General features: G+C 58.4%; 13 protein-coding genes. 6 read left to right on the forward strand and 7 right to left on the reverse strand.

From position 1 onward, the window contains the following. Positions 1-217: 217 nt before the first annotated feature. Together ffh and rpsP are read left to right on the forward strand one after the other, a co-directional pair. The gene (ffh, locus tag ACZ6ZO_RS11460; protein WP_465292742.1) at positions 218-1,822 is read left to right on the forward strand and encodes a signal recognition particle protein; all 1,605 of its coding nucleotides are present in this window, start codon (positions 218-220) and stop codon (positions 1,820-1,822) included. Between the two features lie 334 nt (positions 1,823-2,156). Continuing rightward, positions 2,157-2,663 carry a 30S ribosomal protein S16 gene (gene rpsP, locus ACZ6ZO_RS11465; protein WP_182386395.1) on the forward strand — a complete coding sequence of 169 codons (507 nt, stop codon included), beginning with the start codon at positions 2,157-2,159 and terminating at the stop codon, positions 2,661-2,663. A 58-nt stretch (positions 2,664-2,721) separates the two neighbouring features. Here rpsP and ACZ6ZO_RS11470 read toward each other — a convergent pair whose 3' ends face one another. Genes ACZ6ZO_RS11470 through ACZ6ZO_RS11485 form a run of 4 tightly spaced genes read right to left on the reverse strand, consistent with a single transcriptional unit; the run spans position 2,722 to position 8,478 of the window. After that, positions 2,722-4,392 (reverse strand): ABC transporter family substrate-binding protein, encoded by a 1,671-nt coding sequence (locus ACZ6ZO_RS11470; RefSeq protein WP_465292745.1) that lies wholly within the window; start codon positions 4,390-4,392, stop codon positions 2,722-2,724. Between the two features lie 31 nt (positions 4,393-4,423). Next, on the reverse strand, positions 4,424-6,445 hold the full coding sequence (locus ACZ6ZO_RS11475; protein WP_465292747.1) for a dipeptide ABC transporter ATP-binding protein: 2,022 nt from the start codon (positions 6,443-6,445) through the stop codon (positions 4,424-4,426). After that, positions 6,446-7,486, reverse strand: a complete 1,041-nt coding sequence (locus tag ACZ6ZO_RS11480) for an ABC transporter permease (protein ID WP_465292749.1) — start codon at positions 7,484-7,486, stop codon at positions 6,446-6,448. An 8-nt stretch (positions 7,487-7,494) separates the two neighbouring features. Continuing rightward, positions 7,495-8,478, reverse strand: a complete 984-nt coding sequence (locus ACZ6ZO_RS11485; protein ID WP_465292751.1) for an ABC transporter permease — start codon at positions 8,476-8,478, stop codon at positions 7,495-7,497. A 218-nt stretch (positions 8,479-8,696) separates the two neighbouring features. Here ACZ6ZO_RS11485 and rimM point away from each other — a divergent pair, with 218 nt between their 5' ends. Genes rimM through ACZ6ZO_RS11500 form a run of 3 tightly spaced genes read left to right on the forward strand, consistent with a single transcriptional unit; the run spans position 8,697 to position 10,226 of the window. Continuing rightward, entirely contained in the window at positions 8,697-9,182 is a 486-nt protein-coding gene (gene rimM / locus ACZ6ZO_RS11490; RefSeq protein ID WP_465292753.1) for a ribosome maturation factor RimM, read from the forward strand. Then, positions 9,182-9,979 (forward strand): tRNA (guanosine(37)-N1)-methyltransferase TrmD, encoded by a 798-nt coding sequence (gene trmD, locus ACZ6ZO_RS11495; RefSeq protein WP_465292755.1) that lies wholly within the window; start codon positions 9,182-9,184, stop codon positions 9,977-9,979. Before rimM ends, trmD begins: the two co-directional genes overlap by 1 nt. Continuing rightward, positions 9,972-10,226 (forward strand): helix-turn-helix domain-containing protein, encoded by a 255-nt coding sequence (locus tag ACZ6ZO_RS11500; RefSeq protein WP_465292757.1) that lies wholly within the window; start codon positions 9,972-9,974, stop codon positions 10,224-10,226. Before trmD ends, ACZ6ZO_RS11500 begins: the two co-directional genes overlap by 8 nt. Here ACZ6ZO_RS11500 and ACZ6ZO_RS11505 read toward each other — a convergent pair. The 3 genes from ACZ6ZO_RS11505 to ACZ6ZO_RS11515 form a co-directional block, all read right to left on the reverse strand. Further along, entirely contained in the window at positions 10,223-10,912 is a 690-nt protein-coding gene (locus tag ACZ6ZO_RS11505) for an SDR family NAD(P)-dependent oxidoreductase (protein ID WP_465292759.1), read from the reverse strand. The two genes, ACZ6ZO_RS11500 and ACZ6ZO_RS11505, sit on opposite strands and share 4 nt — an antisense overlap. Continuing rightward, a complete protein-coding gene (locus ACZ6ZO_RS11510; protein WP_465292761.1) occupies positions 10,875-11,693 on the reverse strand; it encodes an ASCH domain-containing protein in 819 nt (272 codons plus the stop codon). The genes ACZ6ZO_RS11505 and ACZ6ZO_RS11510 overlap by 38 nt, the downstream gene beginning before the upstream one ends. Positions 11,694-11,754: 61 nt before the next feature. Then, entirely contained in the window at positions 11,755-12,855 is a 1,101-nt protein-coding gene (locus ACZ6ZO_RS11515) for an asparaginase domain-containing protein (protein ID WP_465292763.1), read from the reverse strand. Positions 12,856-13,382: 527 nt separating this feature from the next. Between ACZ6ZO_RS11515 and ACZ6ZO_RS11520 the strand changes: the two genes are divergently transcribed. Continuing rightward, on the forward strand, positions 13,383-15,614 hold the full coding sequence (locus tag ACZ6ZO_RS11520; protein ID WP_465292765.1) for a Tex family protein: 2,232 nt from the start codon (positions 13,383-13,385) through the stop codon (positions 15,612-15,614). The last annotated feature ends 58 nt before the right edge of the window (positions 15,615-15,672 follow it).

Below are 15,672 nucleotides of genomic sequence, written 5' to 3' on the forward strand. Positions count from 1 at the left end.
CGCCTGGGATACCAAACCCTGGCCCACAGCCGGGGACTCGAATCACTACCAACCCACACCGCCGCGTAGGACTCCAACAAAAAGTCCGCACACCCTTGGTCGCTAGGGCGGATTTTCACTCCGAGACTCGAATTCTAGGTCTCGCATTTCCGCTTGATTGGCTAAGCCGACTACCATAGTGACGACATAGCTTTATGAGTACTAGGGAGCCTTAGACGTGTTTGAATCTTTGTCCGACCGCCTGCAAACAGCCCTCACGGGCCTGAGGGGCAAGGGCAAGCTTTCCGAAAGCGACATTAACGCCACCGCTCGGGAGATTCGTCTCGCGCTGCTGGAAGCCGACGTCTCACTCACCGTGGTGCGCGGCTTTATTAAGCGCATCAAGGAACGCGCCGCTGGCGCCGAGGTGTCTGAGGCACTGAACCCTGCGCAGCAGGTCATCAAGATCGTCAATGAGGAGCTCATTGAGATCCTCGGCGGCGAGACCCGTCGTATTAATCTGGCGAAGAACCCACCGACCGTCGTTATGCTTGCTGGCTTGCAGGGTGCCGGTAAGACGACCCTCGCAGGTAAGCTCGCTAAGCACCTGGTGAAACAGGGGCACACCCCGATGCTGGTGGCCTGTGACCTGCAGCGTCCGGGTGCGGTGCAGCAGCTGCAGATCGTCGGTGAGCGTGCGGGCGTGCCGACGTTCGCCCCTGATCCAGGTACCGCCATTGACACCCTCGAGCACGAAATGGGTACCTCCCATGGTGATCCAGTTGACGTTGCCCGTCGCGGTATCGAAGAGGCCAAGCATCAGCAGCGTGACTTCGTCATCGTGGACACCGCAGGTCGCCTCGGTATCGATGAAACCCTGATGGCGCAGGCGCGGGGCATTCGCGACGCCATCAACCCAGATGAAGTCCTTTTCGTCATCGACGCCATGATTGGTCAGGACGCAGTCCAAACCGCTGAGGCGTTCCGCGACGGCGTTGACTTCACCGGCGTAGTCCTCACCAAACTTGATGGCGATGCCCGTGGTGGCGCGGCGCTGTCGATCCGTGAGGTCACCGGCAAACCCATTATGTTCGCCTCCACTGGTGAGAAGCTGGAAGACTTCGACGTCTTCCACCCCGAGCGCATGGCCAGCCGCATCCTCGGCATGGGCGACATGCTCACCCTCATCGAGCAGGCCGAAGCGACCCTCGACCACGAGCAAGCGCTGCAAACCGCCCAGAAGATGGGCACCGGCGAGCTCACCCTGGATGACTTCCTTAACCAGATGCTCATGGTCCGCAAGATGGGCCCAATCGGCAACATCCTGAAAATGCTGCCCGGCGGAAAACAGATGTCCCAGATGGCAGACATGGTGGACGAGAAACAACTCGACCGCATCCAGGCCATCATCCGTGGCATGACCCCAGCCGAGCGCGAAGACCCGAAAATCCTCAACGCTTCCCGGCGCAAGCGCATCGCCAACGGCTCCGGTGTGTCCGTCTCCGACGTCAACAACCTGGTCGAGCGCTTCTTCGAAGCCAAGAAAATGATGGGCAAGATGGCCGGCCAAATGGGCATGGGCGGCATTGGTGGTGGCTCCGCCACCAAGAAGCAGCGCAAGACCCGCAAGGGCAAGGGCGGCAAGAAGAAGCCAATCAAGAACCGGAACCGGGGCGGTATGCCGGGAATGCCTGGCGGTATGCCATCCATGGAAGAACTGCAGAAAATGCAAGAACAGATGGGTGGCGCCGGGATGCCTGGTATGCCGGGAATGCCTGGAATGCCGAAGCTGCCGAAGGGTATGGAAAACATCGACCTGAGCAAGCTGAAGTTCGATAAGTAGGGAAAAGGGGTGCCTGGTTGGGCGCCCTTTTTTAAGCTCAGTTTGCTGATGTTGAATTGACGATGTCTCCAGGTCGGCTTATTGAAAAGCCGTGACATCCAGGAATCATCGTCAATCCATTATCGTCTTTTCCGCTAACCCCGCTCCAGGCAATGAACTTTCCCCATTTTTTTGTGATTCCGCACTGGATCCTCTAAACTAATCGAGTCCTGCGTAATTTCCGCCCCCGGCCCTGGCCGAACGGAGACGTCACACGCAGACCAAATGAAGGGTTGAACCGGCCGTGTTAAAAGAACACGGTGTCTGTACTGCCCAGTGACTAGAAGGAATATACATGGCTGTTAAGTTCAAGCTGCAGCGTATGGGCAAGATCCGTACCCCGCACTACCGCGTTGTTATCGCTGACTCCCGTACCAAGCGTCAGGGCAAGGTTATCGAGAACATCGGTATCTACGAGCCAAAGGCTGAGCCATCTGTCATCAAGATCGACTCTGAGCGCGCTCAGTACTGGCTTTCCGTTGGCGCACAGCCAACCGAGGCTGTTCTGGCTCTGCTGAAGGTCACCGGTGACTGGCAGAAGTTCAAGGGCATCGAGGGCGCTGAGGGCACCCTGAAGGTTGCTGAGCCTAAGCCATCCAAGCTGGACCTGTTCAACCAGGCTCTTGCTGAGGCTGCTGAGGGCCCAACTGCTGAGGCTATCACCGAGAAGAAGCGCAAGGCGAAGGAAGAAGCTGAGGCTAAGGCAAAGGCTGAGAAGGAAGCTGCTGAGAAGGCTGCTGCCGAGGAAGCTGAGAAGGAAGCTGACGCCGAAGAGGCTGCTGCAGAAGAAGCTGCAGAGTAAATTCCTGTTATAACAAAAAGACCGCATCTGGTTAACAGATGCGGTCTTTTATTATTGGCTACTTCTTCCAGCCAACGGTTTCCACAGGGGTCACCTGGAAGCCCGTCTTGACAGCGTTGGCCAGGCCTTCCTTGGTGATGGCCATGGTTGGGCCGTTGTACATCGGGATGATGCCGTAGCGCTGAAGCGCTTCGACCTCGAGCTCATTGCCGCGGTCGATCTGTTCCTTCTGGGTCGGGAGCTTTTGCATCTCGCGGATCTTCTCATCCAGCTCTGGCGTGCCGGTACCGGACTTGTTCAGCTCAGAGTTGGCCAGGTAGGTCTGCCCGAAGTATGCCATGCCGTATGGGTCACCAGCGGAGAAGCCCATTGGGAAGAGGTCGAAGTCGCGTTCCTTCGATACTTGGGAGAACTCAGAAGATGGGCGCTGCTGGATCTGCAGGTCAATGCCCACATCCTTCAGCATCTTCTGGGTGGCCTGGGACATCGCGCGGGACACTTCGGCGTCGCCAATCAGCACGTAGCGGATAGTGAGCTTCTGGCCGTCCTTTTCGTAGAAGCCGTCCGCACCCATGGAGTAGCCTGCCTCTTCCAGCAGTTTCTTCGCCTTTTCAGGGTCAGCCTTCGGAACGATGGTTCCGAAGTTGTCCTTGTAGATATCAGTCTGGAACTGGTACAGCTGCAGCGAACCTGGTGCCTTCTCCTCGTAAGGGATACCGTTGAAGCGGATCTTGCTGATCTGCTCGCGGTCGATGGCGTTCGTGATCGCTTCGCGGACCTTGATGTCGCTCAGCATTGGGGACTGGCCGTTCAGGGTGTACAGAGAGGTAGAAGCCATCGGGCCGACGATCTGAGTGGTGTTCGGCATATCCTTCAGCGCAGAGTAGCGTTCCTTGTTACCGTTGCCGGTGGCGTCGATCTCACCGTTCTTGAACGCGTTGAGGGCGGCACTGGATTCCATCTGACGGAAGACACGCTTGTCCAGCTTGCCTGGGCGACCCCACCACTTTTCGTTCTTCACAAAGGTGGCTTCGCCCTTGTTGAAGTCCACGTTCTCCACCTTGTATGGGCCAGCGCCCCATTCTGGGTGGACCTTCTTCAAGTAGTCGTTGTAGTTTGCAGGCTCAGCGACCGTTGGGTGAACCACGGTGTTGAACAGGCCCTGCCACCATGGGTACGCGCCGTCGAACTCAACAACAGCTTCCTTGTCGGATGCGCCCTTGGTCACGGACTTGATTTGCTCGTAACCATCAGTAGAACTTGGGGCGTACGCCGGGTCCTGGCCATTGGAGATCTTCCAGGTTGCCTCGATAGCGCGCCAGTCGATAGGGGTGCCGTCGTTGAACGTGGCCTTGTCGTTGAACACGAAGGTCACCTTCGTGTTGTCGCCGTCCTTTTCTTCCTTGACGTCGGTCAGGTACTCCTTGTTAAAGGAGTAGTCGCCCTTTTCGTCGAATAGCGCGAGCTGCGGGTTGTACCACGTCCACAGATCCGAGGTGTAGCGGGTGGAGTCTGCGTGGAATCGGTTTTGCTGCGGGGAGATCTCTTCGATAGCGGTGGTGATAATGCCACCATCTTTGATGTCCTCGTAAGCTACCACCTCGTTGGTGGACTTGGTGATGTCCACCTTCTCGGCATTGTTCGCATCGCCGCCACCGCCACATGCAGTGAGGGAGAGGGCGCCAACGGCGATGAGGGCCGCCAGCGGGCGGGTGAGTGTGCGTCGCATAAGCGTCGTCCTTTCTTTAAGGTTGGTAAAACTAACGGTGATGGCAAGCCACGAACTGGTCCATGCCCGGCACTTGGTGCATAGCCACCGGGCGCTGGCACACTGCCTGTTCATCAGGTGCCAGCGTCTGGTGCAGCGGGCAACGGGAGATGAACGGGCAGCCAGGCTCGGCGTCCGTCGCAGCTTTGGTCGCGGACACGGTGGTTTCCTGCAAAATGATGCGCTTTCGGGAGCGCTCAGCCGCCGGGTCAGCCAGCGGAATAGCAGAGAGCAGCGCCTGGGTGTAAGGGTGACGGGGGTCGTCGAAAAGCGTGTGCGTCTCGCCCTGTTCGACGAAGCTGCCGCGGTACATCACGGCCACGCGGTCGGAGATGTGCCTGACGACGGACAGGTCATGCGCTACGAAGAGGTAGCTGACGCCGAGTCGAGCTTTAAGATCTGCAAGAAGATTGAGCAGGCCAGCCTGAATGGAGACGTCGAGGGCGGAGACCGGCTCGTCGAGGACAATCAGTTTCGGTTTCGCTGCGAGGGCACGGGCGACATTGATGCGCTGGCGCTGACCACCGGAGAAGTGGCCGGGGAAGCGGTCGATGTGTGCCGGGTTGAGCCCGACGAGCTCCATGAGTTCGGAGACACGCTCGTCGTGATCACCCTGGTAGCCGAGGGCCTGCAGGGGTTCCTTGAGGATCTCGGAAATCGTCAGACGCGGATCGAGGGCGCCCATCGGATCCTGGAACACAATCTGGATGTCTTTGCGAGCGGCCTTGCGGGCAGCCCTGGAGAACTCGGCTGCGTTCTTGCCACTGAGGACAATAGTGGAGCCGTCAGCAGGCGCGAGCTCCATGATCTCCAGCAGGGTAGTGGTCTTACCGGAGCCGGACTCGCCCACGATGGCGAAGCACTCGCCTTCCTTGATGTCAAAGCTGACCTGGTTAACGGCCTGTACTTCGCCTACCTGGCGCTTGAGCAGGGATCCCTTCATGATCGGGAACGTCTTGTTCAGATTTTCCACGTGCAGCACGTCCGCGCGTTCTTCGCGCGGGACCTTGGCGAGGGTGTCGCTCGCGAGTTCAGGGACTGGGTAAATCGCGCGGTCAGTTAGGTCCTTGACGCAGGCGATCTGATGAGCTTGCGAGCCCGGTACTGGACGCAGCTTTGGTTCGCTGACCAGGCACTCCTCGGAGGCGATAGGGCAGCGCGGGGCGAAAGCGCACTCGTCGGGGAGATCCACCACAATCGGCGGGTTTCCCTTGATAGTGGTGAGCACGCCTGATGGGGAATCGAGCTTCGGGATCGAATCCAGCAGGCCGATGGTGTACGGCATTTTCGGATTGCTAAACAGCGTATCCACATCCGCGTGCTCGACTGGGCGTCCCGCGTACATCACCAGCACGTCGTCGGCCGTGCCAGCGACAACACCCATGTCGTGGGTGATCATGATGGTGGCTGCGTTGGTCTCGCGTTGCGCCACCTTGATCAGGTCCAGGATCTGTGCCTGGATGGTGACGTCGAGGGCCGTGGTTGGTTCGTCGGCGATGAGCACCTGCGGGTTATTCGCGATCGCAATGGCGATGACCACGCGCTGGCGCATACCACCGGAAAACTCGTGCGGGAAGGACTTAGCGCGACGCTGTGGCTCAGGGATACCCACCAGATCGAGCAACTCTACAGCTCTGTTCCAGGCCTGCTGCTTGGAGATCTTATTGTGGGCTAGGATCGCCTCCACGATCTGGTCTCCCACGGTGAACACCGGGGTGAGAGCAGAAAGTGGATCCTGGAAAATCATGCCGATTTCATTCCCGCGCACCCGGGCCATCTCGTGGTCGGATAGGCCCAGCAACTCACGACCGTTGAGTTTGACGGAGCCTGTGCATTGCGCATAGCCCGGCAGCAGGCCCATGATCGCCATGGAGGTCACGGACTTGCCAGAGCCCGACTCACCAACAATCGCCAGTGTCTTACCGGGCGCGAGGTCAAAGTTAACGCCACGAACGGCGTTGACCACGCCAGCTTCAGACGGGAAGGACACTCGAAGATCAGTTACCTGCAACATTTACGCACGACCTCCGGCGTTTGAGTTGGGATCGAGGGCATCGCGCAGACCATCTGCGATAAATGCCATGGACACGGTGAGACAGGTGAGCACTGCGGCAGGGAAGTAGAACTCCCACGGCGAGGACTGCAAGGAGTTGGCTCCCGAGGACAGCAGAGTACCCAGCGAAACATCGGGGATCTTCACACCCAGGCCCAGGAAGGACAGGCCCGTCTCGCTCATGACGGTAGAGACCACACCCAGCGTTAGGTTGATGATGAGCAGGGATCCGATGTTCGGGATCATATGGCGGACCACCGTGCGGAAAGGAGAGACTCCCATGTACCGCGCGGCCTTGACGTATTCGCGTTCGCGTAGCGAAATACACATGGACCAGATCACGCGGGAGTAGTACACCCATCCAAACAGGATGAGGACGACGGTTAGCACCTTCCAGTCGCCACCGGAACCGGACACCATCAGTGCGATGAGCAGGAACGATGGGATCACGAGCAGGAAGTGGATGATGCTGAGGATGACGCGCTCCGGGCGCCCGCCTAGCAGGGCTGCTGCTGCGCCGACGAAGGCTGCGATGGCTGTGGTAGCGCAAGAGACGATCACAGCAATGATGAGGGAGCGACCAAGGCCGTGGACCACCATGGCAAAGAGGTCAGTGCCGGAGGACGAGGTGCCAAACCAGTGCTCGGAGCTCGGTGGCTCGGACAGCGCCAGAAAGTCGGGTTCGTCAAAAGCCCACGGAGTGACAAAGCTGCCGAACAAAGCGATCACTACCAGACAAAGGAAGATAATGGTGCCCACGACGGCCAGCTTGTTGCGCAGGAATCGGCGCAAGTACAGCTGGAGTTTCTTCATCGGACGCTTAGTAGCGATGCGGGTAGTTTCCTCGAATTCCTGGGCCGCGACCACTTCTTCTTCGCGGGCGTTAATCAGTCCGGTCGCAGGCAAGGGCACGGCCCCGGCGGTGTAGTCACCTGTCGCAGCCACCCCTTCAGCGAGGTTTTCGGTGTGGTCATTGCCTGCGTTGCGATAATCCTTTTGCATGGTGGCTCCTAGTTCACGCGCACGCGGGGGTCGAGGATGACAACGAAGATGTCAGATAGCAGGGCGCCGACGGCAGTCATGAGCGCGCCGAACGCAGCGAAAGCGACCGTCCCGTGAATGTCATTCTTCGTGATCGTCTGGATGAAATATTGGCCCATGCCTTGCCACCCGAAGATGGCTTCGGTCATGATCGCGCCGGTGAAAATGCCAGGGATGGAAAAGGCAACTGAGGTAGCAACCGGGATAATCGAGGTGCGCAGCGCGTGACGACGGATGGCCTGCTGTCGCGTCAACCCCTTTGCACGAGCGGTACGCACGTAGTCAGCATCGATGTTGTCCAGCAAGATCGATCGCTGCATGAAGTGGTAGCCCGCGTAGGAGATGATGACGAGCGAGATCGTCGGGAGGACGAGGTGCTGTGCAGTATCAATCAGGCGGGGGAAGAACCCGGTGACACCCGTGGAACTTGCTCCGGTGACGAAGAAAATGTTGGTGCCAGCTGCTTTGTTGATCTCAATCGCTGCCCAGACCACACCGATCGACGCAACGACGATGTGGATGTTCATGGTGAGGATAGACAGCGATTGGAAAACGCGGTCGCCGGTTTTGTACTGGCGGGAAGCGGTGTACACGCCAATACCTACGCCGAGGAGCACGGAAATGATGGTGGCCAGTAGCAGGAGCTGAGCGGACACCCAGATGCGGTAGGAAATTTGCTCGTTGACGGAGTCACCGATGGGGGAGGTGCCCCAATTCCAATGGAGGACGATGTCGGTGATCCAGTTCCACCAGCGCTGGAAAAGAGTCTGCTTGTCGTTGAGGTTCAACGGATCCAGGATTGCGTCAACACGCTCTTCGGGTATTGGCGGGCGGCGCCCCTCGTAATTACTTCGTGGGTCGAGGAATGCGTTAGCGAGGAAATAGGTCAGGTTGACGGCGATGACGATCATTGCCACCCAACCGGCTGTCTTCTTCACAAGGAACTTAAGCATGGTTCATATCGTCCCCAACTAATGGAATGTGTGTTGGAGCATAGTATAAACCGGCTGTGAGGGTGCTTACGGTGAAATTGGGATAAATATTTTCCAGTTGAGCCAAATCACGCTTATACCCCTTGGTTGCACTGTTTTTCGTGTTACTTATGAGGTGTGAGTGCTAGGAGGGATGTTAGCTCCGATACATAGCTTCGGTGCTGCTGTAAACTAACCGCATGGAATTGATGATTGGTCGAGTGGTCAAGTCGCACGGCATCCGCGGCGAGGTCGTGGTCGAATCAACCACTGATGACCCTGACATCCGCTACGCCTTGGGCGAGGTCCTCCGTGGCAAGCAGGGGAAGAAGGAGCATACGCTCACCATCGACGCGTTGCGCGTCCACCAAGGCCGATTGTTGATTAAGTTCGCGGAGGTCCCCGACCGCACCGCCGCCGACTCCCTCCGTGGCACGAAGTTCTGGGCCGAGCCGCTTATCGACGACGATGACGAAGGTTTCTACGACCACGAACTGATCGGTCTGCGGGTGATTCACGACGGCACCGACATCGGCGAGATCACCGGAGTGACTCACGGCCCGGCACAATCGCTGCTCGAAATGGGTGATGTGTTGATCCCGTTCGTCGAATCGATCGTGCCAGAAGTTGATCTGGAGGCTGGCACCCTTACCGTTACGCCACCGGAAGGGCTGCTGGATCTGTAATGCGCCTCGACGTCATCACCATCTTCCCCGAATACCTGGAGCCATTGCGGCACGCGCTGCTTGGCAAGGCGATTGAAAAAGGCATTCTGACCGTTGGCGTGCACAACCTGCGGGATTGGGCCACGGACGTGCACAAATCCGTCGACGACACCCCATACGGCGGCGGCCCGGGCATGGTCATGAAACCGACTGTGTGGGGGCCAGCGCTTGACGACGTCGCTGCCGGGGTTACCGGTACGGAACTAGAATCCGCGGCACTGCACGTCGATAAGCCCCGGCATGACGACCTCACCGGCCGCAACTTTGCGGGCTACGCCGGCGAAACCGGGGACAAACCCCTGCTCATCGTGCCGACACCCGCCGGCCGGCCTTTTACGCAAGAGATGGCGCGACGCTGGTCCAACGAAGAACACATCGTGTTCGCCTGCGGTCGCTACGAGGGCATTGACCAGCGCGTAGTCGACGACGCCGCCAATCGGTACCGCGTCGAGGAAGTCTCCATCGGCGACTACGTCCTCATCGGTGGGGAAGTCGCCGTGCTCGTCATGGCGGAGGCAATCACCCGACTCATACCCGGCGTGCTCGGCAACGCATCCTCCCACGAAGAAGACTCGTTCTCCGACGGACTCTTGGAAGGGCCGTCCTACACCAAACCGCGGGTATGGCGCGGGCTAGAAGTACCCGAAGTGCTGCTGTCTGGAAACCACAAGCTCGTGGAAGAGTGGCGCCGCGAACAATCGCTGGCACGCACCAGGGAACGGCGGCCGGATCTGTTGGAGGATTGTCCTAATGGGTGACGATTTGTTGCGGAAGCGGATCGGTAAAGCTCTGCGGGAGGAACGGAAGACCCAAGGCAGGACCTTGCAGGAGGTAGCGCGCAAGGCTGCGATTTCTCCATCGCATCTGTCAGATCTTGAGCGGGGTGAAAAAGAAGGTTCTTCCGAGGTTATCCGGGGGATACATCACGCCCTGGGTATGGAATTAGACCAGTTACTGAAGCGCGCAATGGCGCCAGATACGCCGCAACTCTCGCTGGTGGCTTAAAGTCCGCCGGATACGGAAAGTACCTGGCCCGTAACCCAACGGGCATCAGCGCTCGCAAGGAACGACACCACATTGGCCACATCCTCCGGCTGGCCATAACGTCCCATTGGGATCATGGCTGCGATCTGTTCCCGGACCGCAGGATCTGGGTTGACTGCATGGTTGCCCGGCGTGTCAGTGGGGCCAGGCCTTAGCGCATTGACAGTAACTCCTTGCGGAGCAAACTCCTTTGCCGCTACCTGAGTGAGAGATTCCAAAGCTGCTTTCGCCGCGCAGTATCCAGCAATACCGGGTTGGGGCATGAGTGTGTCGAGCGATGAGATATTGATGATCGAGGCGCCCGATGGCATTAGAGGCCCAAGCTCCTTAATGAGCATGAAAGGGGCGGTGACGCCGATCGCGAAGTTTTCCTGCCAAGACTCCAGGGCTGTGTCTGTGATGGGAGCTATCTCGGTAACCGTCGTGGCGTTGTTAACTACAACATCGAAACTGTTGCCCTTCACTTGGTCGAGAAACTGATCAATTCCGCGGATTGTGCTAAGGTCCGCTTGAATCGCCGTGGGAGCTGCAGGTTCATTGCTATGCCAGGTGAAGGTCACGTGGTAACCGTCAGCTGCGAGGCGCCTTACGATAGCCCGCCCAATTCCGCTAGAACCACCCGTAACAAGGGCTTGTTTGTTTTCCATACGCCCTATTGTGTGCCGGTTTGTTTCGGCAGGTGCGGGATTCCGCTCTCGGCGGAAAGGTTATTCGCATCGGGGCCAACTCGAAAGTTACGACATCGACCTCAGAGTTTTCTTCCAACTCCGGATAATGAATATTGAGGGCAGCGTTGAGTTCCTTGAGGTCCGTAAACCCATCGGCGCGAGCAATCTCGTCGGTCAGCTCGTGTCTTAAGATCGTGCGGGAACTGCTTACTGTGGCTGCAAGTTCCACCACCGAGCCGTCAATTTTTTCAAACACAATCGTGGCAGGGCCTGGTACAAACGGGTCATCGACACGAATGGTTTGTTGTTTTACTCCCGAACGGATCATGCCTTCATACCCCTCCCACATGTATAGGCGTTGAGGGTTTTCAGCTGTGCGCCAATCATATGGGTGAGGAAGGAGCTCTCGAATTGCAAAGCTCACGAACCCATTAGGAGTGCGCACGATCGCCTTGATGTTGGGATCAAGGTCAAACAGGATCTGACGGCACTTCCCACACGGCGAGATGACGTCACCTGTCGGTCCATATACAGCCACGACAGTTGTAATAGGGTCGTCAGCAGCAATTTCTGCATGTTTGCTGAGCGCAGAGACTTCTGCGCAGGGGCCACCGAGAAAGTGGTACACATTCACACCGAGGATGATCTGCCCAGAGGCTGTGAGTAGACCGGCTGCCACCGTTGTTGCATCGCCATTGGAAGTCTGTCGCGCATGGCTGCGAACAATTCGGATCAGGTTTCTTTCTTCAGGAGAAATCATGGATGCATTATTGCAAACCCCTCCCGCCCGGGGATACCAGCCGAGTGGGAGGGGCCTTGCTTTATTCCTGAGGGAATAGTTCCTTCACGTCGGTGCCGGTGGCGAGCGCAGCAACGACGAGGATTCGGGATTGGCCCGGGCGGAGGATACCCGAACCGATCACGCCTTTCTCAGCCAGTGTGGCGCCACCGCCAGCACCGCCATAAGTTCCTTCCACCAAGCCCTTGTCCACGCGGGTAGACATCACAACCGGGATACCTTTCTCGGCAACCTCGACGATGGCATCGGCAATGTCGCCGCCTACGTTTCCAGAGCCCATACCCTCGATGACCAAGCCTTTCGCGCCAGAGTCGATCGCGGCTATGACCAGTTCGCCGGGCGCGCCGGGGTAGGCTGCGATGATGTCCACGCGTGTGCCATCCAGCTTCGTCAGTGGCAGTGGTTTCGGGCGCTTGATCTCGCCTGATGCATTGGTATCGAAGCCATCCTTGCTGGAGGCGTCCATCTTGTAGGCGCCGCGGGCCCGCAGGATCTTCCCGCCGAAGGCGATAAAGGCGCCTTTGCCTTTGTTTTTGGGATCCGTGGCTGCAGTGACCGCCAGCGTGAGGTTATCAGGGCCGTCGGTGTCAGGATCGTCAAAGGGGAACATCGAACCTGTGAGCACCACGGGCTGGTCTGCGTCCAGGAAGGTGTCAATTGCAATGGCGGTTTCTTCCATGGAATCCGTGCCGTGGGAGACGATGATGCCGGTGACCCCATCCTCCTTCAGGGTGTCATGGACCTGGCTGAGGATGCCGTCGGTGTCCTTGAGCGTCATCGCCGAGGAATCTAGCTGACTGACCTGCCGCACTTCGATGGAGAGCTTGTCCTTATCGAACTTCTCATACACCTTTTTCAGTAGCTCCTCGCCACTGACGGTGGGGACCAACGCTCCGGAGGCATCTTTCTGGCTGGCGATGGTGCCGCCGGTGGCCAGCATCACGAGCTTGCCGGAGATAGATTTGTAGTCGACTTTGTCCTTGTTCTTATCCTTGGCCTCGGTAGACGCTGAGGATTCCGTGGTCGACGAGGCGCCAGAATTACACGCTGCGAGAAAACCCCCAGCGGTGACTAGCGCGCTGCCGGCGAGGAAATGCCGACGAGAAAACCCGTGGCTACTCATCCTGTTTCCTTTCTATACAGTGAAGCTCACCTACGATTTAATCCCGTTCGACACATGGGTAACAGGGGTTGAGAGTTATTTCATTAACGGGAACTGTTTTACTGTTGCTTAATTGGGTGGTTGTGGGTTGTGCTGATGTTGGATTGACGATGTTTCCAGGTGGCGTTATTGAAAACCACTGATATCCAGGGATCATCGTCAAAGGATTATCGTCATGGCTTGGGTTGCTGGAGGTCGGTGTCGGGGTGGGGTGGGCTTGTCGCAGCGCTCGCTGTAGCCTTGTCGTTTCCTCTGGAGCCTATTGCTGGTTGGGTGACTGTGGGTTGTGCTGATGTTGAATTGACGATGTTTCCAGGTGGCGTTATTGAAAACCACTGACATCCAGGGATCATCGTCAAAGCAATATCGTCAAAACCCGTGAAGCCTCAGGATGCTCCAGCCACGGCGTGCCAGCTACCGCCGTGAAACCCGCTGGGGCATGGGGAGCTAACAACGGCGTCGTGAAGCGGTGCACTAAACTGGCCGGAATGATCAAGGTCATTGCAATCGAACTCGGAATCTCCGAAAACCAGGTCGAAGCCGTCCAGAAACTCCTCGATGAGGGAAACACCGTCCCGTTCATCGCGCGTTATCGCAAGGAAGTCACCGGCGGCCTCGATGACACCCAACTGCGCACCATCGAAGAGCGCCTCACCTACCTGCGCGAACTCGAAGACCGCAAAGCCGCGGTGCTCAAGGCGATTGATGAGCAGGGCAAGCTCACCGACGACCTGCGCGCGCTTATCGACGGCGTGACCACCAAAGCTCGTCTCGAAGACCTGTACCTGCCATTTAAGAAGCGTCGCAAAACCAAGGCGGACATTGCCCGTGAAGCAGGGCTTGAGGCGCTCACTGACCGGCTCGTGGCTGGCGAGGAACCTGACCTCGCTGCGTTCTACACCGAGGGGTTCGCGGACGACAAGGCAGTACTCGAAGGGGCGCGGGCGATCCTAGTGGACCGTTTCGCCATGGACGCCGACCTGGTGGGCGAGGTCCGCGACGAGATGTATCAGCGCGGATCCATGCAGGCCTGCGTGGTAGAAGGCAAAGAACAGGAGGGCGCCAAGTTCAAGGATTACTTTGAGTTTTCGGAGTCCTTCGAATCCTTGCCGTCGCACCGTATCCTGGCATTGCTGCGCGGCGAGTCCGAAGGCGTGTTGCACCTGAATTTGGACGCCGACGACGCGTTCTTTGAAGGCCTGATCAAGGATCGTTTCGGGCTGGGAGATACCCAGTGGATCAATGATGCCGTGCACTGGGGCTGGAAAACGAAACTGTATATTTCCGCAGGTCTGGACACCCGCATGCGCCTGAAGGATAAAGCTGAGGAAGGGGCGCTGGAAGTGTTCAAGAAGAACTTGCGCGACGTTCTCCTGGCTGCGCCTGCTGGCCAGCGCGCCACCCTCGGCCTGGACCCTGGCTACCGAAACGGCGTGAAATGCGCCGTGGTCGACCCGACCGGCAAAGTCTTGGACACCACGATCGTGTACCCGCACCAGCCACAAAATCAATGGTCACAGGCAGTGCAGAGGTTAGCAGGTTTGGTGGCAACCCATGGGGTAGACCTGCTGGCAATCGGTAACGGCACCGCCTCCCGCGAAACCGAGAAACTCGCTGAGGAGATCGCCTCCATGATTGCCGACGCCGGCGGCAAGAAGCCGACCCCGGTGGTGGTTTCCGAAGCTGGTGCCTCGGTGTATTCGGCGTCCAAGATTGCAGCAGAAGAATTCCCCGACATGGATGTCTCATTGCGTGGCGCAGTGTCCATCGCGCGTCGCCTGCAGGACCCGCTCGCCGAGCTGGTGAAGGTGGATCCGAAGTCGATTGGGGTAGGGCAGTATCAGCACGACGTGAACCAGACTGCGCTGGCTCGCGCCCTGGACAACGTGGTGGAAGACGCGGTGAATGCGGTCGGCGTCGATCTGAACTCTGCGTCCGCACCGCTACTTACCCGAGTGGCTGGAATCAACGGCACGATCGCAGACAACATCGTGGCCTACCGCGATGAGCATGGCGCTTTCGCGTCCCGCACCGCGCTAAAGAAGGTGCCCCGCTTGGGGCCGAAGGCATTTCAGCAGTGCGCCGGCTTCCTACGAATCAACGGCGGTAAGGATCCCCTCGATGCGTCGGCCGTGCACCCGGAGGCTTACCCGGTGGTGAAGAAGATTTCGGCAGCGACCGGGCTTTCGGTGGCCGACCTCATCGGGAACTCGAAAGTGTTGGCCGAGCTCAGCCCGAACGATTTTGCCGACGATACCTTCGGCGTCCCGACGGTGTCCGACATCATCGCTGAGCTCGATAAACCGGGCCGCGACCCGCGCCCCGAATTCAAAACGGCCACCTTCAAAGAAGGCGTGGAGAAGGTGTCGGACCTAAAACCAGGAATGATCCTGGAAGGCACTGTCACCAACGTGGCTGCCTTCGGCGCCTTTGTGGATGTCGGAGTTCACCAAGACGGCCTGGTCCACGTCTCCCAGCTGGCCAACAAGTTCGTCTCCGACCCGCACGAGGTGGTGCGATCCGGACAGGTGGTGAAGGTGCGTGTGCTGGAGGTCGACGAACAACGGCAACGAATCTCGTTGACCATGAAGCTGGAGGAAACCCCGCAGCACACCCGGAAACCGCGCGGCAACAAGAAGGGAAGCAGTGGACGTCGTGAAGCGCCTGCACCTGCTGGCTCTATGGCGGAAGCGTTGAAGAAAGCTGGATTTGGTCGCTAGGTGCCTGAAGTGGCATACTGCTTAGGTTGACTGTCTTCTATGGCAGCGGCGAACCATG

It is taken from the genome of Corynebacterium sp. NPDC104732, assembly GCF_055583565.1.